Annotated in this window: 19 protein-coding genes; 8 read left to right on the top strand and 11 right to left on the bottom strand. The window is 54.7% G+C overall.

The window, feature by feature from the left end; all coding sequences use genetic code 11:
• Positions 1-450 precede the first annotated feature (450 nt).
• Positions 451-1023, top strand: a complete 573-nt coding sequence (locus NTX59_10980) for a hypothetical protein (protein ID MCX5786199.1) — start codon at positions 451-453, stop codon at positions 1021-1023.
• Positions 1024-1105: 82 nt separating this feature from the next.
• Here NTX59_10980 and NTX59_10975 read toward each other — a convergent pair whose 3' ends face one another.
• The 4 genes from NTX59_10975 to NTX59_10960 form a co-directional block, all read right to left on the bottom strand.
• The gene (locus NTX59_10975; protein ID MCX5786198.1) at positions 1106-1363 is read right to left on the bottom strand and encodes a DUF1353 domain-containing protein; all 258 of its coding nucleotides are present in this window, start codon (positions 1361-1363) and stop codon (positions 1106-1108) included.
• Positions 1364-1621: 258 nt separating this feature from the next.
• On the bottom strand, positions 1622-1813 hold the full coding sequence (locus NTX59_10970; protein MCX5786197.1) for a DUF1353 domain-containing protein: 192 nt from the start codon (positions 1811-1813) through the stop codon (positions 1622-1624).
• A 51-nt stretch (positions 1814-1864) separates the two neighbouring features.
• The gene (locus tag NTX59_10965) at positions 1865-2623 is read right to left on the bottom strand and encodes a formylglycine-generating enzyme family protein (GenBank protein MCX5786196.1); all 759 of its coding nucleotides are present in this window, start codon (positions 2621-2623) and stop codon (positions 1865-1867) included.
• A gap of 33 nt (positions 2624-2656) precedes the next feature.
• A complete protein-coding gene (locus tag NTX59_10960) occupies positions 2657-3247 on the bottom strand; it encodes a hypothetical protein (GenBank protein MCX5786195.1) in 591 nt (196 codons plus the stop codon).
• A 584-nt stretch (positions 3248-3831) separates the two neighbouring features.
• Here NTX59_10960 and NTX59_10955 point away from each other — a divergent pair.
• Positions 3832-5634, top strand: a complete 1803-nt coding sequence (locus tag NTX59_10955; protein MCX5786194.1) for a YgiQ family radical SAM protein — start codon at positions 3832-3834, stop codon at positions 5632-5634.
• Positions 5635-5712: 78 nt separating this feature from the next.
• Here NTX59_10955 and NTX59_10950 read toward each other — a convergent pair whose 3' ends face one another.
• The 5 genes from NTX59_10950 to NTX59_10930 form a co-directional block, all read right to left on the bottom strand.
• Positions 5713-6849 (bottom strand): HRDC domain-containing protein, encoded by a 1137-nt coding sequence (locus NTX59_10950; protein MCX5786193.1) that lies wholly within the window; start codon positions 6847-6849, stop codon positions 5713-5715.
• A gap of 92 nt (positions 6850-6941) precedes the next feature.
• Positions 6942-9266 (bottom strand): response regulator, encoded by a 2325-nt coding sequence (locus tag NTX59_10945; GenBank protein MCX5786192.1) that lies wholly within the window; start codon positions 9264-9266, stop codon positions 6942-6944.
• Between the two features lie 205 nt (positions 9267-9471).
• Entirely contained in the window at positions 9472-9714 is a 243-nt protein-coding gene (locus NTX59_10940; GenBank protein ID MCX5786191.1) for a response regulator, read from the bottom strand.
• Positions 9715-9720: 6 nt separating this feature from the next.
• On the bottom strand, positions 9721-12234 hold the full coding sequence (locus NTX59_10935; protein MCX5786190.1) for an ATPase, T2SS/T4P/T4SS family: 2514 nt from the start codon (positions 12232-12234) through the stop codon (positions 9721-9723).
• The gene (locus NTX59_10930; GenBank protein MCX5786189.1) at positions 12227-12526 is read right to left on the bottom strand and encodes an Hpt domain-containing protein; all 300 of its coding nucleotides are present in this window, start codon (positions 12524-12526) and stop codon (positions 12227-12229) included. The genes NTX59_10935 and NTX59_10930 overlap by 8 nt, the downstream gene beginning before the upstream one ends.
• A 152-nt stretch (positions 12527-12678) precedes the next feature.
• On the opposite strand from NTX59_10930, the gene NTX59_10925 reads away from it, so the two are divergent.
• The 6 genes from NTX59_10925 to NTX59_10900 all read left to right on the top strand — a co-directional run bounded on the left by NTX59_10925 (position 12679) and on the right by NTX59_10900 (position 18585).
• Entirely contained in the window at positions 12679-13239 is a 561-nt protein-coding gene (locus tag NTX59_10925) for a pseudouridine synthase (protein ID MCX5786188.1), read from the top strand.
• A gap of 82 nt (positions 13240-13321) precedes the next feature.
• The gene (locus NTX59_10920) at positions 13322-14212 is read left to right on the top strand and encodes an NAD(P)-dependent oxidoreductase (protein ID MCX5786187.1); all 891 of its coding nucleotides are present in this window, start codon (positions 13322-13324) and stop codon (positions 14210-14212) included.
• An 80-nt stretch (positions 14213-14292) separates the two neighbouring features.
• Complete coding sequence (locus NTX59_10915; protein MCX5786186.1) at positions 14293-15531, top strand: MFS transporter; 1239 nt, start codon at positions 14293-14295, stop codon at positions 15529-15531.
• A 120-nt stretch (positions 15532-15651) separates the two neighbouring features.
• On the top strand, positions 15652-16938 hold the full coding sequence (locus NTX59_10910) for an L-serine ammonia-lyase, iron-sulfur-dependent, subunit alpha (GenBank protein ID MCX5786185.1): 1287 nt from the start codon (positions 15652-15654) through the stop codon (positions 16936-16938).
• Between the two features lie 94 nt (positions 16939-17032).
• Positions 17033-17830 carry a hypothetical protein gene (locus tag NTX59_10905; protein MCX5786184.1) on the top strand — a complete coding sequence of 266 codons (798 nt, stop codon included), beginning with the start codon at positions 17033-17035 and terminating at the stop codon, positions 17828-17830.
• Between the two features lie 125 nt (positions 17831-17955).
• The gene (locus NTX59_10900) at positions 17956-18585 is read left to right on the top strand and encodes a hypothetical protein (GenBank protein ID MCX5786183.1); all 630 of its coding nucleotides are present in this window, start codon (positions 17956-17958) and stop codon (positions 18583-18585) included.
• Between the two features lie 356 nt (positions 18586-18941).
• On the opposite strand, the gene ptsG is transcribed toward NTX59_10900, so the two are convergent.
• A complete protein-coding gene (gene ptsG, locus NTX59_10895; GenBank protein ID MCX5786182.1) occupies positions 18942-20723 on the bottom strand; it encodes a PTS glucose transporter subunit IIBC in 1782 nt (593 codons plus the stop codon).
• Positions 20724-20758: 35 nt separating this feature from the next.
• Positions 20759-23314 carry a phosphoenolpyruvate--protein phosphotransferase gene (gene ptsP / locus NTX59_10890; protein MCX5786181.1) on the bottom strand — a complete coding sequence of 852 codons (2556 nt, stop codon included), beginning with the start codon at positions 23312-23314 and terminating at the stop codon, positions 20759-20761.
• Between the last annotated feature and the right edge of the window lie 50 nt (positions 23315-23364).

Below are 23364 nucleotides of genomic sequence, written 5' to 3'. Positions count from 1 at the left end.
ATACATGAAAAAAAATGCCAGCAGACTCCTTGCCCTATTGCCCGTTTTTTTCCTATCTGTCTCAACACTGTCCGCCCCCCGTGCTCTTTTTGCTTCTGATACAACGGATTTGGCGGCGGGCAACGCAGCGTACACAACCGATGCCCTGGCATCTTTAAACGCCGACGATCTGCTCCAAATGTCGAAGACCAGCAGTCTGCCCGTCCCGGCTCCGCGTTTCTTCCAGGCCGCACCCATAGCCGGGGACCCCGTTGTAATAACCATACCCGGCCTGTCTTCCCGTATTTTAGCCGGGAGCTTTATCAGCTCGATAGGAAACCCGACACCTGATCCGGACTCCTACCTGCAGGATAGGCTGGAGCAACTGCCCCAAAGCGCCGCTATTACCATTTTGTTCCGTTCATCTGGGCCAGGACATTCAGCGACACCCAGAACGCCCTGGACAGGTTCGTGCCGCAGCTCATAGCGGTTTACGACACCTATAAAAATACCGGCCGCCCGATCTACATTCTGGCTCACAGCTGGGGCGCCGTTATTATGCACGATGTTATGCACCGGGTCGCCAAAATAAGACCCGATGTCCAAATAGACAAATTCATCACCATCGGCACTCCGCTCATGTCCCGCTGGATGATAAGCCCGATCACCAATTATCAGGTGAACAAATTCCACCTGTTGAAAGTGGTTTCGAAGCCGGTCAATCTCCGCTACTGGAAAAATATATGGGCCAGAAGGGACCCTTTCTCCAATATCGTTCCGGCAGCCGATCTAAATGTGCAAATAGACGAAAGTCTTGGGTTCCCGGAAATCTATCTGACCAGCCTGGGCGCTATCCGCATGGATCTTAGGCTGCAAATAGACATGGATCTTCTGCACCTGATGAACGTGCATGCCTGGCATAAGTCTTATTACAAAGGATTCAAGACCATTCTCAAATCCATAAACCGGAAAATCGACGTTGAGGTGTTCGACTCCCAGATCGCACCGGAGATAGCCGCTTGCACGAGCAAAAGCTATTTGTAATCGGAAAGGCACCTGCTTTTCTATAAATAAAACGGGCGGAGCTTTTAAGGCTCCGCCCGTTTTTATATGTAAACTAAATTCCCTACGTCAGTTCAACCGATTTTTTAGGCATTGTCCCCGCCACCCGCTTGATCCCTCTGTGGCGCTTGCGATCGTTCACCGCCCAGACCCACCAGCCAAATGATCTAACCGCCCAATAAAGCGGCAGCTTCTGAAAGGGCGACACCTTCAGCACACCCATCGCCTCAAGAAAAATATCGTCGCTCTCCCTGCGGCTCCTCTTCTGCGTCCAGTAAAGAAAGTCATGTATCACCGCGGCATTTCCGTTAGGGGCTTGCAGCGGAATAATATGATCATCTGGAGGCCCATATTTGAGCCGGATGCAAGGCGCGACGAGGGAGCATAGCGGTGCCTATGTAACTGAGGAGCAACGCGGCAGCCGGTTTAAAGATGGGCCTCCCCCAGGGGGCTGAGCCGCTTTCGGGCTACGCCTTTGCGGTGTTCCGCTAACGTACGTGTAGTACGCGTCGCTTCACGCCACTTCGGCTCGCTCCAAAATCGACTCAGCCAAATGGTCATATTATTCCGTTGCAAGCCCTCATCCCCATTGCGGCAGAACCGCCCAAAACAGCCGCGGCACCGTAGCGAAATCCGTCTTAAACCCTATAGGAACATCTATCCTGTCCCCGCTTCCTTCCGCCCCCACATCATACCCGAACTCGCTGCGAATAACCCAAGTCCTCCCGTCAGCCAACGGGGAAACCAGCAGTATCGCGGTAAATTGGCTCATAGAAACGGTTTTTCTTTCGTTCCTGATAAAAACAATATTATGTCCATAAGTTCAGCGGGCGCACCGCAAACCGAAGGCGGCGTACCTCAAGTTGGGGGTAGTCCTGCCGCGGCTGGCGGCCCGGACATTGTCCGGGGGGTTATTCCACGCGCCGCCCCGCAGAGCGCGCTCTTTGCCGGTCAAAGGTCCCTTCGGATTCTTCTCGGGACTGTTGTGATAGTAATTCTTATCGTACCAGTCGGCTGTCCAGACCCACACATTCCCCTGCATGTCGTACAACCCATATTGATTCGGCTTTTTCTGCCCGACCGGATGAGTTTTTTGGTCCGAATTGCCGTCGTACCATGCGTATTCGCCAAGCCGGCGCGCGTCATCGCCGAAGCTCCAGCGCGTAGCCGTGCCGGCGCGCGCGGCTTTCTCCCATTGCGCCTCGGTCGGCAAGCGCTTCCGCGCCCAGCGGCAGTAGGCGTCGGCGTCGTCCCATACAACGTAGACCACAGGATGATTGCCCGCGCTGTAGGGAGGCTGTTGGCACATTTTCCTGTGCGTCGCCCGGGCGAATTTGCGATATTGCGCCACAGTCACCAAATGTTTGTCGATGTAGAAGGCATCAAGATTCACTTTATGGCGCGGATGCTCGCTGTCGCTTCCCACGCCATCGGGGGAACCCATCATGAATTGTCCGGCGGAAATGAGCGCCATATCGGCCGGCTGCCTCTCTTTTTTCGCCGCCGCGGCGGGATTGCCCTCCGCCGCAAAAGCCACGCATGGCAGCATAAAAACCGCCAACATAATACCTGACTGTTTCATACTCGCGCCTCTCATAAGACGATTTTATGCCGCTTACCTATTTTCCTTATCATATATGCGCCAGGTTTCTTCCAGTGTGACGACAGACGCTGCGGTGACTCTAGCAGCCGCAACCGCGTCGAAATAGTTCAGGGGCCTGGGCGATATTTTGCCCCGTCTGACAGCCTCGCTCTGCGCCAGTTGAAGAAGGTCACAACCTGTGCGCATTTTTTTTGCTATCGTCCCAGTTTTCCCTTTTACGGGCGGTGGATTTTTGCCGTAAAGCCGGCTATTGCAAAAACCTTTAGCGTCGGCCAGTGACGGAGTCTGTTTTCTGGCGATAAGGTCCGCCATCGCTTCCTGAAAGTGCTTCAACCGCACCTGATCGCGCTGTGCCGGCCACGCGGAGAATTCAGCCTTTATTTCCCGTAAAATTCCACAGCAATCCCCCAGGCCCTGCCCCCTATCCAGCGAATTGTCTTTCCGCTGGTTGGAAGACTCCGGGTTGTTATCCCCGCTCCCCGATGAAATAGAAGCGCACCGCGCATCGGCTTCGGCCAGGTGATTAACCGCCCCCCCCTTTGCCGCCGCCAACACACCCACCGTTAATATCAACCCGAAAAATATTATTTTCCCCCCATTCATCCCGAACCTCCCCGTCTTCAGCCCGTCAAACGCGACCCTTTTATAAACCAAGAAACAAAGTTATGTCCCATATCCCCAAGGAGAACAATAAAAACACGAAAGCCGAGTATTTAAGCATTTAAGCAACGCCCCCTGCCGCCATTCCATTTTCGCTACCACAAAACTAGTGTTATGTCCCCAATTTTTTGGTATGGGGCATATCCTGACCTTCTCCCTGTAAACCAGACCAGTTGCTTTCATTTATAATACTAAACTTGCCATAGTATTCCAATCTCTCAAAATCCTCAAAATGTTATAATCTAGCCGGAGTTTTACCCCGTCGGTCAGGCATTTTCCATATTGCAAACAACAATAAAGCGAAAGGGCGGGACATTCAAGTTATAATTTGGGTGGGGACAAACACCTTAAATTAAAAAGGCAGATTTCCTGGAGGGGTGCCGGCGGGTTTGTCTGAGGGGGTTTTCCGGAGGCCGACTTGGGCTTGCAGTCAGAGGAGGCCGAGGATAAGGGCGGCCGCGCTGGCCGACCCGACCCCCTCAGATAAATTCGCTGGCAGGCCCCCGAACCCAGCGGTTTTTAACATTATGAACATCAATAAATTTCTCCCCATAACGCCTGAAGAGGTCAAAGCCAGAGGCTGGGACTACGTTGACATCGTCCTGGTTACCGGCGATGCCTATGTTGACCACCCAAGCTTCGCCATGGCCCTCCTGGGCAGAGTATTGGAAGCCCAGGGCTACCGCGTCGCCATCCTCCCCCAGCCCAGCTGGCAAACCTGCAACGACTTCAAAAAATTCGGCAAACCCCGCCTCTTCTTCGGAGTCTCGTCCGGCAACATGGACTCCATGATAAACAAGTACACCCACAACAAAAAGATCCGCTCCGAAGACGATTTTTCCCCCGGAGCCAAGCCCGGCCGCCGCCCCGACCGCGCCGCCATAATATATTCCCAAAGGGCCAAAGAAGCCTATCCCGACGCCCCCGTGATACTAGGCGGCATAGAAGCCACCATGCGCCGCTTCGCCCACTACGACTACTGGTCCGACAAAATCCGCAAAAGCGTACTGCTTGACTCCAAAGCCGACCTGCTGGTTTACGGCATGGGCGAACAACAGATAATTGAAATAGCCGGACGCCTGGCAAAAGGCGAAAAAATAACAGAATTAAGGAATATACGCGGCACCGCCTACGCCCCCGGCGCCAAAGAAACAGCCGCTCTGAACATTCCCGGCTCCATTACACTCCCCTCCGCCGGAGAAGTCGCCTCCAACAGGGTGGATTTCTCAAACGCCACCCGCATAATTTACGAAGAATCAAACCCCTACAACGCCAAAATATTAATACAGAAAAGCGAAGGCCGCGCCGTGGTGCAGAATCCCCCCGCGCTCCCCGCCACCACGCAGGAAATGGATTTCATTTACGGCCTGCCCTATACAAAAAAGGCCCATCCCTCGTATAAAGAGCCCGTTCCGGCCCTTGAGATGATAAAAGACTCCATCGTAATACACCGCGGCTGTTTCGGCGGCTGCGCCTTCTGCTCGCTTACTCTGCACCAGGGCCGCTTCATCCAGTCGCGCAGCGAGAGTTCCGTTGAAAAAGAAGCACGGGAACTGCTTAACACCCCGAATCACCCCTGCAATATCTCCGACCTTGGCGGGCCGTCGGCCAATATGTACCGGATGGGCGGCAAAGACATGGAAATATGCAAGAAGTGTAAAAAACTTTCCTGCCTTTACCCCGTTATCTGCGTTAACCTTGGCACCGACCACAAGCCCCTGCTCTCCCTGATGCGAAAAATGCGCTCCATTAAAGGCCTGAAGAAAGCGTTTATCGCAAGCGGAATAAGAATGGACCTGGCTCTACAATGTGGAGAATATATTTCGGAAATAGCGCGGTATCACACCGGCGGCCAGTTGAAAGTGGCGCCAGAGCATATCTCGCCCAAGGTGCTTGCGGTAATGAAAAAACCTTCGGTGGAAATTTTCAGCCAGTTCGCAGAAACATTCGCGGTGGAGTCAAAGCACGCCGGCAAAGAGCAGTACATGGTGCTTTATTTTATTTCGGCGCACCCCGGCTCCACGCTTGTGGACATGGCGGAACTGGCTATTTTTCTTAAAGAGCGCGGCATCCGCCCCCAGCAGATAAACGATTTCCTGCCCGCACCCATGGAGCTTGCCACTTCCATTTATTACACGGGCCTGGACCCGTTCACGCTTGAGCCCGTTTATGTGCCGAAAAAAGAAGCGGAGCGCCGCATGCAGAGGGCGCTCCTTCAGTATTTTAAACCCGAAAACAAAATTTTAATAGCCAAAGCCCTCCACGAAATCAGAAGGCCGGACCTGCTGCGAAAACTGCTGCTGCCATACGCCGGAGGCCATAAGCCATAAGCAATAAGGGAACTTCTAAAAAAGCATATGGCATAGGGCTTAAAGCTTACGGCTTCCGTAGCCGGCGCTCCGCGCCGCTTACGCTTTATGATGTTTCAGGAAATCCAGTATATCCGCGGCGTAGATCAGCAGTTTTTCCCCGGCAAGGCCCCGGATGGTTTGAAAGTCCTCAACGGTACGCGGCGAAGCGAAAGCTATGCGCTCCAGTATATCGTTGCCCAGAATAGCCTCGGGCAGCATATTGCGTTTTGCCGCCGTGGTCTTGCGCCAAAGTTTCAAGACATTGAACTTGGTTTTAACGGAATCAAAATACACCCGTTTTTCGTGCGACACTTCCCTTCTCGGAAAAGTTACCTCGGGGACCTTCAGGCCTTTCTGCAGGGCCTCCCGTATCCAGGGACCGTGGTTGGCAAGCACATAATTGGTGACTCCCTTGAAAATGTCCAGATTTTCGATCCCTTCGCGGGGAGCGACCGCTAGGCGCAGCATTAAATCCTCGCTTATTATCTTAAAGGACGGCACATTGCGCCTTATAGCAGCCACTTCCCTTGACAGATAAAGCTCGCGCAAAACGGCAAGCCCCCTGCCGTTAAGCTGGCGGGCGTTATGAAGGCGCGAAAAGCCTTTTTCGTCAAAATGGAAAGGGACCGGCTCCACCCTGGCGAGCTGGCGGAACTGGTCTTTTATCTCTTCCAGGCGGTTTTTCTCGCTCAGTTGGGCGGCCAGCAGTTCACGCAGTTTGTAGAGGTAAAGCACATCCGTGATGGCGTAATCCAGCATCTCTTTTGAAAGCGGACGCCTCCCCCAATCGGCCTTCTGGAATTTTTTATTGAGCGCCACGCCGAAAAATTCGCCCACCAGGCTTTCAAGGCCGCATTTTTTCATGCCCAGATATTTGGAAGCCACCATAACGTCAAAAATATTTTCAAAAGTCCCGCCTACCGAGGCTTTAATGACCTTTATATCCGAATCGGCGGAATGGAGTATTTTTTCGACTTTAGGGTCGGCAAAAACCGGCAGGAGAGGCCTTATATCCACGCGCAGGGTGTCCACCACGGCGTTTATATGTTCGCTTGCGATCTGAAGCAGACAAAACTGCTCCTTGTAGACATAAAGGCTGTTGGATTCCGTATCCAGGGCCAGGAATTTCTGTTTGGCTAGTTTAGGAACCAGGGCGTCAAAATCTTTTTGATTTTCGACAAAGGTGTAGTCCATATAAAATTTTAGCCTCAGTTGCGCAGAGTTGCCTTCGCGGTCTTCGTGTGTCCTGTCAAGTTACCCCCCAACGGGCGGCTGCCGCGGCGGATTTACAAATACTTGTGTATCTTTTCCAGGAGTCCGGCTTTTTTAACCGGCTTAAGCAGGTAATCCGTATAGCCCGCCTCCAGGCATTCCTTGATTTTCACGGGGTCGTCATGCGCGCTAAAGGCCACCACCGGCACCGTTTTTCCGGCTGCCGTCTTCCGGAGTTCCCTTACCGCGGTCAGGCCGTCCATCACGGGCATTTCCATGTCCATCATCACCAGCGAAAAAACATTCCGCTCCAGCATCTTCAGGGCTTCTTGCCCGTTCGGCGCCCAGTAAAAACGCAGCCCGGCTTCCCCCTTGAGGTGCAGCTCCACCAGTTTAAGGCTGTCAGGGTCATCGTCAACGATCAGGACCTTGTATCTGGTATCCAGCCACTTGTCCAACGCCCCATAAAGCGCCTTTTCCTTCAGCGGCCTGGTTATATGGGCGTTCATGCCGAGGGAAAGCGATTTCGTGATATCGCTCTCCCGGTTGTACGCCGTAAGAGCAATGATAGGAGTCGTCTTGCAGGCCTCGGTTTTACGCAGCTGTAAAACAGCTTTATGGACGTCCGTTTCCGGCATTTGTATATCCATTAAAACCAGGTCATAGTTCAAGGCGGCGCATTTTTCAAGCGCCTCCCGGCAATCGGCCGCTATATCCAGTTTATAGCCGGCCTTTTCCAGCATTATCCGGGTCAGGTTCCGGGTATCCGCATTATCCTCGACCAGTAATATGCGCAGATGTGAATAGCCGCGTTTAGGCACCGATGCACCCGCCGAAGCTGCATGGAGAGCGTCCGGCCGGAAAACTTTAAGGAGGGCGTCAAAAAGTCTGGAGCGGATTATGGGCTTTGCAAGGGAGACAGAAACCGCCGGCTTCACGCTAGCGGGAATGGTCTCCCCCCTGGAGTGGAGAATTATTATTTTAGCCCCCTCCGCGGCGGCGCTGCCGACGGCCTCAGCAATAAACTGCTCTCCGTCACCGCAGAGCATCTGGTGATCCACAACCAGCAGGTTGAATTTACCCGCGCTCTTAAGGAGTTCAAGGGCTTCGGCGGCATTCCTGGCCGAAACCGTGCTGAAGCCCCAAATCGCCATGTTTTGGACCAGTATTTCCAAACTGACCGTGTTGTCGTCCACCAGCAGCGCGCGCATACCGGAAAAAGAAACATTCTCCTCCCGCCTGACCTGGTCCGCCGAAGCCTCCTCGCAGGGCAGCCGGAAACTGAAGATGGACCCCTTCCCCTCCTCGCTCTCAAGGGAAATATCCCCTCCCATCATTTCCACCAGGGCCTTTGAAATACTCAAGCCAAGCCCCGTGCCGCCGTGCCTTTGCGCGCTGGAATCGCCCACCTGTGAGAACTTGCGGAAAAGTTTTTTCTGATTCTCCTCGGAGATGCCTACGCCGGTATCCGCCACCGAGAATACCAGCCAGCCGGCGGCTTTGCCCTTTAGGAGCTCGGCGTTTATTCTTATCCGTCCTTTGAGCGTAAACTTAAAGGCGTTCCCCACCAGGTTTATTAATACCTGGCGAAGGCGGTTTCCGTCGCCGAGAACGGAGACGGGTATATCCGCGGAAACATTCAGGACCAATTCCAATTCCTTAAAGGTCCGATGGGCGAACATCTCCACCACGCTTTCGGCCACCTCCCGCGGGTCGTACGGCTCTTTCCTTATTTTAAGCGCGCCCGCCTCCATCTTTGCGATATCCAGTATATCGCCTGTAATATAAAGCAGGGCGTCGGCCGAACGCTTTATTGAATGCAGCTGCCGCTTTTGCTTTTCGTCCAGGCGGGTGTCCAGCAGCATTTCCACCATGCCGATAATGGAACTTATGGGCGTGCGGATTTCGTGGCTCATGCCGGTCAGAAAGTCGCTTTGTGCGCGGTTGAGGGCCTCACTGTCTTTTTTGCGCGCGGTAATGTCCTCTATGGCAAGCAGGATGATGCCCTCTTTTCCCGACACACTTTGAATTTGCCGGGCATTAAGCCGCATTATGCGCATGCCGATGTAAGGGAAATTATGTTTCACCTCATAGTTGTCAAATGTTGTTTTTTTGGGGAGTATGGTTTCCAGCAGCGCCCGGAGCCTTGGTATATTCCACTGTTTATTTCCCAGGCTGTAAATAAGCTGTCCCACGGTCTCTTCAGGGTTTACCTTAAAGACTTCATAGAAGGAGCGGCTGGCGGAAAGCACCCTAAAATCCCGATCCAGAGCGATCAATGGTTCACGCACGGTGTTGATGATGTTTTCGGCGTATTTGAGGAGTATATCTTCGGATTTGTCCGGGTCCGGCCTGCAGACTTTGCTTTTGCGGCCGATTCTTTTGAACCAATTGTCCATATTCCCTTTCTCACACCGCAATTTTGTAAGCCCGCCCTGATCTTGTTGTCCCTGTTTAATTGAAAAGGTTTATAGGGACGGAACGATTCATCGCAGCAATTCTCAGGTTTTCACTTCAATTTTTGTCGTTGTTGCGCCTATCCGCCTTTATCGGGACCTCCGGGCTTCGCCAGCCGGCTGCGGCGTCTAAGTTTACAGGAAGAATTCAGCGCTGTTTGGCGAATATGTTTTTGAGCCGCAACAGTAATATTCCTTTTTTGACCGGCTTGCGTATATAATCAAGCGCGCCAAGCTTCAGCCCCTTCTCTTCCGCGACTTCACTCGCTTCCTGCGCGGTCAGAAACACCACATCCACGTTTATATTTTTCTGGCGGAGGATCTCAAGCAGGCGCAACCCGTCCAGGTTTGGCATATCTATATCGGAAAGTACAAGATCGAACTTCTGGATGCTAAGCTACATGATGGCCTCTATGCCGTCTTTCACCGCCGTGACATCATAGCCCGCCCCCGAGATGACCTTTTGAGCGAGAAGCAGTATATCCGGATCGTCGTCCACCACCAGTATTTTTTTAGGCTTTTCCACCGGAAGGGGCGCAGGGGGCTCAGGGGCCGCCGGCTTCTTTACCCCGATATATTCGTCCTCGTCTTCCTCACTGGGTTCTTCGAAAGGGCCGGGAAGAGCGGCAGGGGCGGGAGGTGTGACAGGGGCGGGATGGGCGGCAGGGGCGGGACGGGCGGCAGGTGCGGTATGGGCGGCAGGTGCGACATGGCCGGCAGGGTCGGCACTGGCGATATAGGGGGCAATGGCGCCAGGGGCGGGACGAACGGACTCAGGAGGCGGGAGAAACAGGTTTGCATCGTCAGCCACAGGCGATATCTCATCTCCAAGGTCCTCGGCCAGGACTTTTTCATAGGCGTCGTTGAAGGAGGTGATCCCCTCAGTTATCTTGGTGAGCGCGGCATCGGTTATAAGGGTCACATTCCCGCGCCGCAGGGTTTCGCGTATGTTTACAATTGAGTCTCCTAAACGTATCATCTCCGACACTTCAGGGGTCATGATCAGTATCTCGTAAACAGCTTCCCGGCCGTTATATCCCGTATTGTTGCAGTCGACGCAGCCGACGGGATGCGCCGTCTGGCGCGGAGCGGGGCAGTGCAACCTGGAAAAAACATTAACAATTTCCGCACTCGAAGGCCGCATCTCCCTGCATTTAACGCAAAGACGTTTAATGAGGCGCTGGGAAACTATGGCCAGCATGGTGTAGGCGATCTGCGCCCGCGTCACGCCCAGACGCTCCAGGCGGAAAACCGCCGTGGTGGCGTTGGAAGTATGTATGGTGCTTATGGTAAGGTGCCCTGTGCTTGCAAAATCCAGAGCTGTCTGGGCCGAAGTTTTGTCGCGGATTTCTCCCATAAAGAGTATATCCGGGTCCTGGCGCACGGATGACTTGAGCAGCGCCTCAAATGTCGCTCCGGCTTTTTCATTTACCTGCTGCTGGTTTGCGTTGGGGATACGGAACTCTATCGGGTCCTCTACGGATATAAGGCTGCGCCGCTGGGTATCCATACCTGAGAGGAAGCTGTAAACGGTCGTGGTTTTGCCGGAACCGGTGGGGCCGGCCAGGATTATCATACTCTGGTTTTTCCCCGCAAGCATCGCCATCGTCGCGACCTGGACTTTGTCCATACCGAGTTCAGTCAGGGTTTTTGGCTTGGCATAAGGTTCAATGAACCTGATAACCATGCTCTCACCGTAGTTCGTGGCTGTCGTGGCCAGGCGCAGCGTGAATTTCCTTTCGCCCAGTCCGGCGACGAAAGCCCCGTCCTGCGGGCGGCGCCTTTCCGCTATGTCCAGGCCGCCGAGAACTTTAAGGCGCGTCAACACCTTGATCGCGGAGTCTTTTTTTAGTTTTGTGAATTCCCTGAGGTCGCCGTCCACTCTGAAACGTATGGCGGTAAAAAGTTCCTTGGGCTCTATATGCACGTCGCTGGCCCGCCCGTGTATGGCCGATTCTATCAGTTTGGCGGTGATATACTTGACGGAGCTTTCTTCAGCCTGCGTGAGCGCGACCCTTTTTGCGGGCGTATCGCCGACCTCCTCGGCTTTCATGGAGAGAGCTTCCGCCTTCGCGTCGGGCTCCATGCCGGAATCCTGCCCGAAACTGTAGAGGTTCGCTATGGAATCCGGGTCTGAAACGGCGAGTGAATAGGGCTCCTGTATCAACTGCCTGATAGATTCCAGAAGCTCAAAGTCAAAAGGGTTGGGCATTACCACAACCAGGCCTTTATCTTCGTCAAGTATGGCGACAAGACTGTTGGCCCGCGCGAACCTGGCCGGGAACACGTCCAGTTTTATGTTGTCAGGATTTATTATCGCAATAAACGGCAGTTTCAGGAACGCGGCAATGGTTTTAGCCGCCACGGACCGGGATAAGTCAAGCTGCCCGAGTACCTTGTAAACATCGGTAGAGGTCATTTTGTTGACCGCGTCCGGATTAAGCGATCCGGAGCCCCCCGGGGAAAGAAGCTCCTTCTTGAACGCCGCTATGGACGCCTTATTTTCAAAATGCGGTTTTTCCTCCTGGGGCGCCGCCCATTTGACTTCTTTAGCAAGGTGTTGGTTGATAGAGGAAATAAGCTTACTTTTATCAAAAGGTTTTGAAATGAAATCCACGGCGCCGAGCGAAAGCGCTTTCATCTTGTCGGAGGGCTGGTTTAAAGCGGTAAGGAAGATTACCGGCACATCCACGGTCCCGGGATTCTTGCGCAGCAGCGCGCAGACGTCGTAGCCGCTCAGTTCCGGCATCATAACGTCCAGCAGTATCAGGTCGGGTTTTAAATTGTCGGCGGAAGAAACGGCCTCTTTCGGATTGGTAAGCGAAGTTACCTGAAACCCTGCTCTTGAAAGAACGGTATTCAGGAGTTTCTGTATATCTTCGTCGTCATCCACGCAAAGGATCTTACTCATATACTACTTCTAGGTTTTCAAGATATTCCTGGAGTTCAGCCAGCCGCGCGGCAATCCCCGCTGCGTCGTTGGCCAGGGCCAGAGTTTCGATCTGTTTTCCCAGTTCAGAAAGCCGGTCCAGGCCATAGCCGCCGCCGGAGCCGGAAAGCTTATGCCCGGCTCTCTTTAAAGCCGCCATGTCCCCGGCTGAGTTTAAAGCGAAAAGACCCGGAATATCCTTGAGCCTTGTCTCAAGATAGCCGGGCACAATATCCTGCAGATCTTTATCTATGGAAACCCTGTATTTCGCCATAACACCTCCGGTAGGGCTGACGACGCTGCCTTTCGCGTTTGAACTTATTATAGTATATTATAAAGACTGTAATCCCCCCGTAATGTCAACAAAACAAGGGAAAGTCAGGAAAATTTCATATTGGATTCGACGGCATTCCGCGGCATCTGGTCATGACAACCGTAATTATCAACAAACCCTACGGCATACTGTCGCAATTTACCCCCCGGGACGGGCACGCTTCACTGGCTGATTTTGGCCTGCCCGGAGAGGTTTATGTCTCAGGCCGGCTTGACCACGACAGCGAGGGCCTGCTGATCCTCACTTCCGACGGCCGTCTTCAAAGTTTCATTTCAGACCCGAAACATAAAACCGTTAAAACCTACTGGGCGCAGGTTGAGCGGAAAATAACGGCTGAGGCCATAAAGAACCTGCAAAAAGGCCTGGTTTTAAAGGACGGACCTACCCTGCCCTGCGAAGCGCGCAGCATGGAGGAACCCGCCCTGCTGCCGCGGGACCCACCTATCCGTTTCAGAAAAACGGTTCCGACTTCATGGGTGGAGATAAAACTGCGCGAAGGACGCAACCGTCAGGTAAGGCGGATGCTTGCCAATGTGGGATTTCCGGTGCTGCGGCTGCTGCGCTACGCGATAGGGCCGTTCACTATAGAGGGCTTAGCGCCCGGACAATGGCGGGAATTAACAAAAGCGGAAATCAAGAGTCTGGGAGTCTGAGCGTCTGAGCGTCGAGAATCGAAAGAGGAAATCTGTGACTCTAAGACTCTTAGACCCTTAGACTAACGAAGGAGCTTATAACATGTCCATCCCCCCAAGAATCGGTTTTATCGGCCTCGGCACAATGGGCCGCGCAATGGCGCATAATCTGGTGAAGGCAAGGTTTTCCGTTTCGGTTTACAACCGCACACGGGAGCGCGTTTCCGAATTCGCGGACCTGGGATGCGAGGTGGCCGTCACCCCGCGGGCGCTTGCCAAGGCGTGCGACATGGTAATTACCATGGTTTCAGACCCCGCGGCGCTTGATTCCGTGCTTGAAGGGCCTGAAGGCGTTTTTTCGGCTTTTCTGGGCGGCAACACCTTTATAAACATGAGCACGGTTTCAGTTGAATATACCGCTGCGCTGGCTAAAAAATGTTTCACCGCCGGGGTAAAATTCGCGGATTGCCCCGTTGCCGGGTCAAAACCCCTGGCGGAGAGCGGCCAGCTTATAATACTTGCGGGCGGAGAGCCTCAAACCATTGAAAAATTAAAATCGATCCTGCTTACCATGGGACGCGCCGTGGTTTATGCGGGTCCCGCGCCGTGCGGCACCGCGCTTAAGCTCTGCATGAACCTTATAGTGGCGCAATTGACCACCGGGCTCGCCGAAGCGGCCGCGCTGGCAAAAGCCATGCAAATTTCGCCGGAGCTTATTTTTGAAGCGCTGGACGAAAGCCCCGCGCTTAACTGCGGCTACTTCAAGGCCAAAAAAGAAAATATACTTAAACAGGAATATTCCCCCGCTTTCGCCCTTAAGCACATGTTCAAAGACACGCGCTTCATGCTGGCGGAAGCCCGTAAAGCGGGGTTGGATATTCCGGTTACGGAAGCGGTGGAAAAACTGATGGCTAAATCCTATAATAACGGTTACGGAGACAGCGATCTGAGCGTTATTTTTAAAATTCTCTCTAAAGGGCTCGTGATAAAATAATGCGGCGTAAGAACTTCGATTATTAAAAAAAACAATGAACCGGCATCCGATTTCCCGCTATTCACCCCGGAGGACACGACATGGATTTAGTTAAAAGCATAAAAACAGGCCTCAACCGCAATATCACGATGCTCGGCGTGGTAAGCGGGCTTACCGATATTTCAAGCGAAATGCTTTATCCGGTCATGCCTATATTCCTCACCTCCGTACTCATGGCCCCCATGCGCGTTGTGGGCCTGATAGAAGGCGTGGCCGAAGCCACCGCCAGTTTCGTTAAAATATTCGGCGGCATATGGTCGGACAGGGTAAAAAAGCGAAAACCTTTCGTGGTATTGGGCTATTCGCTTTCCTCCATATCAAAACCGCTGATAGCGCTGGCTTTCACCTGGCATTTCGTCCTTTTCGCGCGCTTTATTGACCGCCTGGGAAAGGGCCTGAGAACCTCCCCGCGCGACGCGCTGGTGGCCGCTTCGGTGGACAAGCAGTACTGGGGCAAGGCGTTCGGCTTTCATCGCGCCATGGACACCGCAGGCGCGGCGCTGGGCCCGCTTGTAACCCTGTTCCTGCTGAACAGGCTCGGCCTTGATTACAGGACTATTTTTTTTATAGCTTTCGTTCCGGCCGCTTTGGGCGTATTGACCCTGGCGCTTTTTGTCAAAGAATATACCAGCACGGCAGAGGCTGGCGGCGAGAGGGTAGGGATTAGAACTGAGAATGTCAATCCCCAAAACCCCAGCCCCTCTCCCCTAACCCCCGCCCTTCCTATGACGGCGGATTTTAAGATATTCGTCCTTCTTTACGCCATTTTCGCCGCGGGGAATTCCAGCGACGTCTTTCTGATAATGAAAGCGAAAAACACGGGGTTCACCACTACGCATGTGATACTCGCTTATACCGGCTATAACATACTCTATGCTATTTTCGCCATGCCCGCCGGCTGGATCTCGGACCACCTGGGCAAAATAAAGACCATGGCTTTCGGCTTTTTTATTTTTACCGCGGTATACGCGGGCTTCGCCCTGACCCATTCCAAAACCGTCATCTGGCTGCTGTTCCTTCTTTATGGCTTTTACGGGGCTTTCACCGAAGGCGTGGCCAAAGCCGTAGTCTCGCACCTGAGCTCGTCAGGCAACAGGGCCACGGCCATGGGCTATTTCCAGGGGGCGCTCGGTTTTCTGACCTTCTTCGCAAGCGTTACTGCCGGCTTTCTCTGGGACAAAATTTCGCCCGCCGCGCCTTTTTTAATGGGCTCGGTCTGCGCCCTGCTGTCCGCCGCCACGCTTACGATTTGGTTTAAAAAGAAAAAACTGGCATTCTGATCCGAAAGGCTGAAGGCTGAAGTATAAAACATTAAAACAGACTTAAAGCTGAAGTTGAGGGAATTACCTTGCAAATCTTAAGCCTTCAGCCTTAAGCCATCAGCCCTCCAAGAAGATAATATGGGAAAACTGCTGAATGAAGTACTGAAACATGAAGTTTACCCGGCTATGGGCTGCACCGAGCCGGTGGCCGTGGCTTTTTGCGCCGCGAATGCAGCCAAACTGCTGTTACCCGGGAATACCATTTCGTTAAAGCTAAAGCTGGACCCCGGCACATATAAAAACGGCCTTGCCGTGGCGCTGCCGAACACGCGCGGGGAGAAGGGCAACCTGATGGCCGCGGCGCTGGGGGCGGTTATAGCCCGCCCTGAAGCCGGTTCCGCTATTTTCAAGGAGCTCGCGGCTTCCGATTTAAAAAAGGCACGGGCCATGCTGCGCAAAGGCGCCGTTTCCATAGCCATTGACTTCGCCAAAAAAGGGATTTATATTTCAGCGGAAGCGCGTTCGCTGAACCACAGGGCGCTTTGTGAGGTTGAAAACAGCCATAGCGCCGTCACTCTTTTAAAAAAAGACGGCAGAATAATACTGCGCAAAAAAGCGGGGGCCTCAGGCGGGACTCACGCGGCATACAAATCAGTTTTGCGCAAAGCCGGTTTTAAAAAACTTTTCAAAGAGATCGGGACCGTAACTCCCGCCCAGCTTGCCTATATAAAAGAAGGCGTCGCCCTTAATCTTGCCGCTTCAAAAGAAGGCCTTAAAATAAAAAAAGTGGGCTATTATATAGCCGACCTTATCGCCAAAGGCTATATTAAAAAAGACATACTTTCAACGGCCAAGCTTACCACCGCGGCAGCCACCGACGCGAGGATGGCCGGCGCTCCGCTGCCCGTGATGTCAAGCGGACAGTCGGGCAACCAGGGCGTGGTGGCTATACTTGTGCCTTACCTGGTCGGGAAAGCTTTTAAAGTGCCTGAAAAAAGAATTTTGAAGAGCATAGCGCTTTCCCACCTGGTTAACGCCTATATCAAAGTTTACACCGGAGAGCTTGCCCCCATATGCGGCTGCGCCGTGGCCGCCGGAGTGAGCGCGGCCGTGGCTATAGTCTGGCAGCGCAGGGGCGCGAACCTGGCCTCCGCCACGCTTGCGGTTAACAATGTAATAAGCGATATAGGCGGAACTCTTTGCGACGGGGCTAAAAGCGGCTGCGCTCTTAAAGTGGCCTCTTCCGCTGATTCGGCCATAAGGGCCGCATACATGGCGATCAACGGCGAAGGCATAAGCGAGCTTGAAGGTTTTATAGGCAAAACAGCCGAAGAAACAATAAAAAACATAGCCCTTATTTCGAAAACCGGAATGGCCCAGGTTGACAGAGTAATACTTGAAATAATGTCGGCAAAAAATATGTGAGATGGGGAATTTTCCAAGCAGACGGAATCCGGAATTCAGAAGTCAGAATTCCGGATTCTGTCTCCTGAATTCTATCTACCTGTACAGTAACGACATGGAAAAATATTCACTTATACTCTCCGAACCGGAAACCGCGAACGATAAAGCCGCCGCTTTTATGGTCTCCGCTTTGGGCCTTGAACAGAAAGAAGCCGAACTGTGCCTGAAAGTCTCTCCCGGTTTCCTGATCGAAGGCATCGGTTTGGAACCTGTCATGAAGGCGCGCGCCCAGGCCGACAGCGCCAGGCTTAAAACCATGGTAATTGCAAGCCCGGATCTCCCCCTCCTGCCGCGCCCGGTCGCCGCTGGAAAAATAGAATTTAAAAGCGACGGCTTCTACTATCAGAACAAGGTGCAAAAAGACTTTGTCCGCTACGACAGTGTGACAATGCTTGCGGCGGCGGCCGTTGAATTTTTTCTGCCGCCCGTAAGAATGCCGGCTGAGCTTGAAGCGGACCTGCTTGAAGAGTTGCGGCGCAAATTTTTACCGGCTCTCATAAAACCCGGAAATGACCGGCCAAATGCTCCGGCGCCGCGGCCCCGGAAGGAAATAGTTTTATACTCCGATATTTTCAGCGCGCAGGGCGATTTTCCGCACCTGCGGTTTAAATATGACGAGTTTGACTTTTCCGGGCTCGGCGCGGCCAAAACCTATTCAAGCGCTGAGAACTTCCGCCTGACCCTTGACGAGCTTGAAGCCCGCACGTTCTCGAAGCCTTTCATGAACCGCGCGTTCCGAGGCATTAAGAAAAGAACTCCCGCCAGGGATTTTATTCTGCCCTCGCTCGCCGCCTATGAAAAAGAACTGCTTTGGCTCGCCTGCCTGGGAAAAGCCGCCAAGCGGACAGACTAGCGACTGCATTTAAGCGTTTAAGCAACGTCCCTTATACCCATATTGACTAATGGCCGGGTTCGTGGTATGCTATCGCATACGTTTAACACGCGCTCGTTTAAATCATAAAAATCGGGGTGTATATTATGAAAAACACTATAAACTTAAAAAAAATATCGGTCTGTTTCTGTTTTTTTAGCCAGTGTTTAATTTCAGTGGATGCTTTTGCCGGTCTGCCGTCGAAAAACCAGTTAAACCAGGCCGTCCCCACTCACGGCAACTATTGCGGATCGGGGTGGAGCAACGGTAAATGGAATCCCTCCGGAGGCGACAAAGATATTTGTAAAACCGGCATCCAGCTTCTCCCGCCGAAGGACGAGGTGGATAAACTATGCGTTGCGCATGACAAAGACTATTGCAGCAGCGATAAAGCGAAGGAAGACGACGCGGACAAACAGCTTATCGACGGTTTGACCCTTCTGAAGCCGTCCCTTCAGAAAGAATGGGCGGACAACGGGTGCGCTGAAATGGGTGCGCCGGTGGATTTGCCCGCAAATAACGGCGCCAAGACAGGGCAGGCTTTGATGGCGGCCATAATGAACCTCGTGAAAAAGTCGGTCAAAAAGACCGAAAAGTGCCAGCAATTAAAAAGCGAGCTGGCGTACACGGACGCCGCGATACCCGCCCTTAAAGTTAAGCGGGCGCTGTACCAAAAGACCACCGCTAACCTGAATCCTGCATTCAAGACGATTTCCATTGGCAAATCAGGTAAATAAAAAAACACAGGATTCCACGCAGGAGCGGGTCGAAAACCAAGCCCCGCTCTTTTGGATTAATGTTCAGCCAAAAGGGCGGGACACCTGAGTTCTGCGAAGGGAAAAATGCAACTGCATTTTTCAGGCTAAGAAAGCGGCCAAAAAATAATCAGCGGTTGCGCGCCTGGAAAATAAGTTGGTTTTGAGTTGCGGCCCCGGCGCCGGATAGCGGGGTCAGGTCCCGGTTTAGCTGCAAGGCCCCGGCCCCTTTGTCTCCACAGATCCACAGCCCCCCATTTCATCTTAAACTATATGATGCTGAAAAACGCGATTTTTAAAGCCGCGCAGCCCGTCCGAAGGAGACCGCTCAGGCGGCGTTAATCAGAGAGAAGAGCTTTCATCTCCACGCCGTATTGATCGGCGTTCAAGCCCACTATCAAATGGCAGACCCCGTCGGGGAACTTCATTATTTCCGGAACACCCGCCTTTTTCAACCGGTCCATATCCAGCGTTCTGTCAGGAGCGATAACCACGCGCAGACGGGTCTGGGCGCACGCTTCCACGGAGCGGATAGCCGCTGCCCCGCCCAGCGCGTCGATCCATGCCCGCGCCTTGCCGGCAGCTTCCGGATCGCGCTCAGGTTCCGCGAAGCCCGCGGCGGCGGGAGCCGGCGCGGCGGCCGGCTGGCGTTCCGTTACTTCGGCTTCAGCGCCAGCCGTTGCCAGATATTCCTGCAGGTCCGTTTTCATGTTTTCCGATTGCGTGCCGAATATAGCCTGTACCCCGCTTCCCACCACCATGACTCCTGCAGCCCCCAGGCCTTTAAGGCGTTCCGGGTCCACTTTCGCGATGTGGTATACCTCAACCCGCAGACGGGTGATGCAGGCGTCAAGGCTTTTCAGATTGCTTTTGCCGCCGAAAGCCAAAGCCAGCTGATGCGAGAATTCGTGGACAGGCCGCGACTGCGCCGCATCCTCGCCGGCGTCAGGTTCCCTGCCGGGAGTGATCAGATTCCACCGCCGGATGGCGAAATTAAAGATCCCGAAATACATCAACGCCCACAAAGGCCCTATCACCAGGAACCAGAGCGCGTGGGAAGATTTCGGGAAGAGGACGATGAAGTCGATGAGCCCGTGGGAAAAAGTCATCCCGTGTTTCAGGCCCAGCAGTATGCACAGGGAGAACGCGGCCCCGGCAAGGACGGCGTGCAAGCCGTAAAGGACGGGCGCCACGAACATGAACGCGAACTCTATGGGTTCGGTGATCCCGGTCAGGAAGGAGGTCAGGGCCGCCGACATCATAATGCCGCCTATCCTTGCCCGCTGCGACGGCTTGGCGTTGTACCAGATCGCCATCGCGGCGGCGGGAAGCCCCCACATTTTGAACAGGTATCCGCCGGCCATATTGCCGGCCGTGGGATCGCCGGCCGTGAACCGGAACAACTCCCCATGGATGATCTTCTGGGTCACAGGGTCGAAGTACGACCCCGCCTGGAAGAAAAAGGGCACGTTCCAGATATGATGCAGGCCGAACGGGAGGAGCGACCTTTCCACCACGCCGTAGATGCCGAACGCCGTGGCCGGAGAACCGGATGACGCCCATACCGAAAATTTGGCGATGGCCCCCCCGATAGGCGGCCACACAAGGCTGAGAACGCAGCCTAATGCGATAGCCGCGAAGGCGCTCAGAATAGGCACCAGCCTCTTGCCGGCGAAGAAGCCCAGATACGGCGGCAGTTTTACCCGGTAGAAGCGGTTAAACAGGAAACCGGACACCGCGCCGATCAGCAGTCCGCCGAACACGCCGGTATCGAGCGAATCCATGCCCATCACGGGGGTGAGCGTGGTGTGCATCATCGCGCCCATCACTCCCATGGTAGCTATCATGACCGCGTAGCCCACCGTGCCGGCCAGCGCCGCCACTCCGTCGTTACTCGTAAGGCCCAGGGTGACGCCTATGGCGAATATCAGAGGAAGATTGCCGAAAATGGCTCCTCCCGCCTGCGCCATCAGCTTTGAGATCAGTACGGGAACGAAGGTGAAGTTCGCGCTCCCGAGTCCCAGCAGCAGTCCGGCCACAGGGAGGACCGACACCGGAAGCATCAGGGATTTGCCGATCTTCTGAAGAAGAGAGAACGCTTTCTTGAATGGATTTTCCATAAATCTCCTTTGTCTCCCCGGGAAACGGGGGAAGTTTATTCCTGAGCGTGAACGGGGATCAGGGCGCGCACTTCCGCGGCCGTTCCGAAAGAGACCGCGCGCTTTGCCAGCCGCCTGCAGTCTTCAAGTTTAAGGCGCCGCACCGCCGCTTTTACGGACGGCACCGCGGGCGCGTTTACGCTAAGCTCGGTTACGCCAAGGCCTATCAGCAGCGGGATCCCCCTTGGGTCTCCGGCAAGCCCTCCGCAGACGGCTACGGTTTTCCCTCGGGCGCGCGCGGCTTCAACCACTATGCCGATAAGCCGCAGGACGCTGGGGTGCAGCGCGTCCGCTTTTCCCGCAAGCCTTGGATGGCCGCGGTCCATGGCCAGCGTATATTGCGTCAGATCGTTCGTGCCGATGGAGAAGAAATCCGCCTCTACGGCGAACACCTCCGCCATGACGGCCGCGGACGGGACTTCAACCATTATTCCTATCGGGACTGGCGCTACGCTAAGCCGCTTCGCTTCCTCAAGCACGATGGCCCGGGCCGCGCGATACTCACCGATATCGGAGATCATGGGGAACATTATCCGGACTTTTCCGGCGGCGGCCGCGCGCAGGATGGCGCGCACCTGGGTTCTTAGAATATCCGGGCGGTCCAGCCCCACCCTGATGCCGCGTTCGCCCAGGAACGGATTTTCTTCCTTGGGGATCTGGAGATAGGGCAGATGCTTGTCGCCCCCCACGTCCAGCGTGCGTATAATGAAAGGGCGTTCTTTGCCGAGAGCCGCAGCGGCCTCCTGGTACGCCAGCGCCTGCTCGTCTTCCCCGGGCGCCTCGGCCCTGTCGAGGAACAGGAATTCCGAGCGGAGCAGCCCCACTCCCTCCGCTCCCATTTTCACCGCTTTGGCGGCTTCGCCCGTCTTACCGATGTTAGCGAACACTTCCACTCTGTGACCGTCAAGGGTGACCGCCGGCCGGTCGGTGGCGTTCGCTTCTTCCCGCCGCAATTCAGCCGCGCGGGACTGACGGGTTTTTACCCGGTCCATATCGCCCGCGGAGGGGTTAAGGCGGACAGTGCCATTGTCCCCATCCAGTATCACCTGGTCGCCGGCGCGTATTTCCAGCGCGCGCGGTTCCAGGCCGACCACGAGCGGAAAACCGAACGACTGGGCGAGTATCGCGATATGCGAAGTGGCACCTCCGCCGACCGTGGCGCTGCCGAACACCTTTGTCCTGTCCAGTGAAACGATATCCGACGGAGTAAGCTCTTCCGCTATCAAAATGCTGCCCTCCGGAATACCGGTAATATCTTTATCAGGCCCTCCGAGCATGTGCTTAAGCACGCGGCGGCCCACATCCCGCAGGTCGCCGGCGCGCGCGGCCAGGAGTTCATTTGACATTCCCGCCAGCCGGTCGGCATGGGCGGTGAAAGCCTCTTTCCAGGAGAAAGCGGCGCTCTTGCCTTTCGCGATGGCGCTCGCAGCAAGGTTAAGCAGGTCCGGGTCTTCCAAAAGTTCCATGTGGGCGTCGAAAATAGCGGATTTGCCAGCATCGCCTGAAATCCTCAGGCGGTCCTGAAGAGCGGCGATCTGCAGACGGGCCGCCGCAAGGGCTTCATCGAGCCGCCGTCTTTCCATTTCCGGCGTTTCGCCGTGTTCCGGCACCCGGCTTTCCGTTTCCGACAGGATAAAAGCCCGTCCGACAGCCAAACCCGAAGAGGCGCCGATGCCGTTAAGCAGGTTGGCGTCTCCGGACGGACCAGGGCGCGAGGTCGCCGGCCCTGAAGGCGCCGCGGCGGATGGGGCGCTCCCGGCTTCTTCGCCAAGCCCTTTCTCAAGGGATGGGACAATGGCGTCAAGAGCTTCTTTGGCGTCCGCCCCGCGGGCTTCGAGAAAAACCTTGTCCCCCCGCCTTATGTCCAGGCTCATGATGGACGAGACGCTGCGGATGTTGGCCTGGGCGTCGCCCTTGCGCAGGCGCAGGTCGCAGCGGTACCCGCGCGCGAGCTTGGCCAGTGTGGCGGCCGGCCGGGCGTGCAGGCCGGAGCTGTTCGGTATTATCACCGCTTCCGAAACGATAGGGGCGCCGGTTTCAGGCGCCGCCTGGGCGGTTCCGCCGGCTGCAAGGTCAATAGTCAAAACAGGATCTTTACCCGCGCTGACGCTGCCGGCGTATTTGCGCATGGCGCTGACGCGCTCCGGTGTGGTGATGACGATCTGGGTGAGGAGACTGCGCGCTTTTTTCGCTGTTTCGTCGGCGGAAAATTCTATCAGAGGCTGCCCCGCCGTTACCTGGTCCCCCGCCTTAACACGAGGGGTAAACCCTTCTCCCTTCAACTGCACCGTATCGATACCGATATGCAGCAGGATTTCCAGCCCGCCGCCCGTTTTGAGGGTCAGGGCGTGGCCGGCTGAATGGACATTGAGAACCGACCCCGCGCAGGGAGCCAGCAGAACCTGTGTCGTCGGGTCAAGAGAGATCCCGTCACCGACTATTTTTCTGGCGAAAACCGGATCCGGAACAGTTTCGATGGGAACAAGTATGCCTGAGAGCGGGGCCAGAAGCGTTATTGAGGCGGCTTGTTCCACGGAATTCTGGTTATTCATTGTTTAATGGTCTCCTTATCTTTTTTTCATGTTCCGAAACACCCGGCTTT

It is taken from the genome of Elusimicrobiota bacterium, assembly GCA_026388155.1.
Classification (GTDB): domain Bacteria; phylum Elusimicrobiota; class Elusimicrobia; order Elusimicrobiales; family UBA9959; genus UBA9634.
This window is presented reverse-complemented; position numbering and strand designations above follow the sequence as displayed.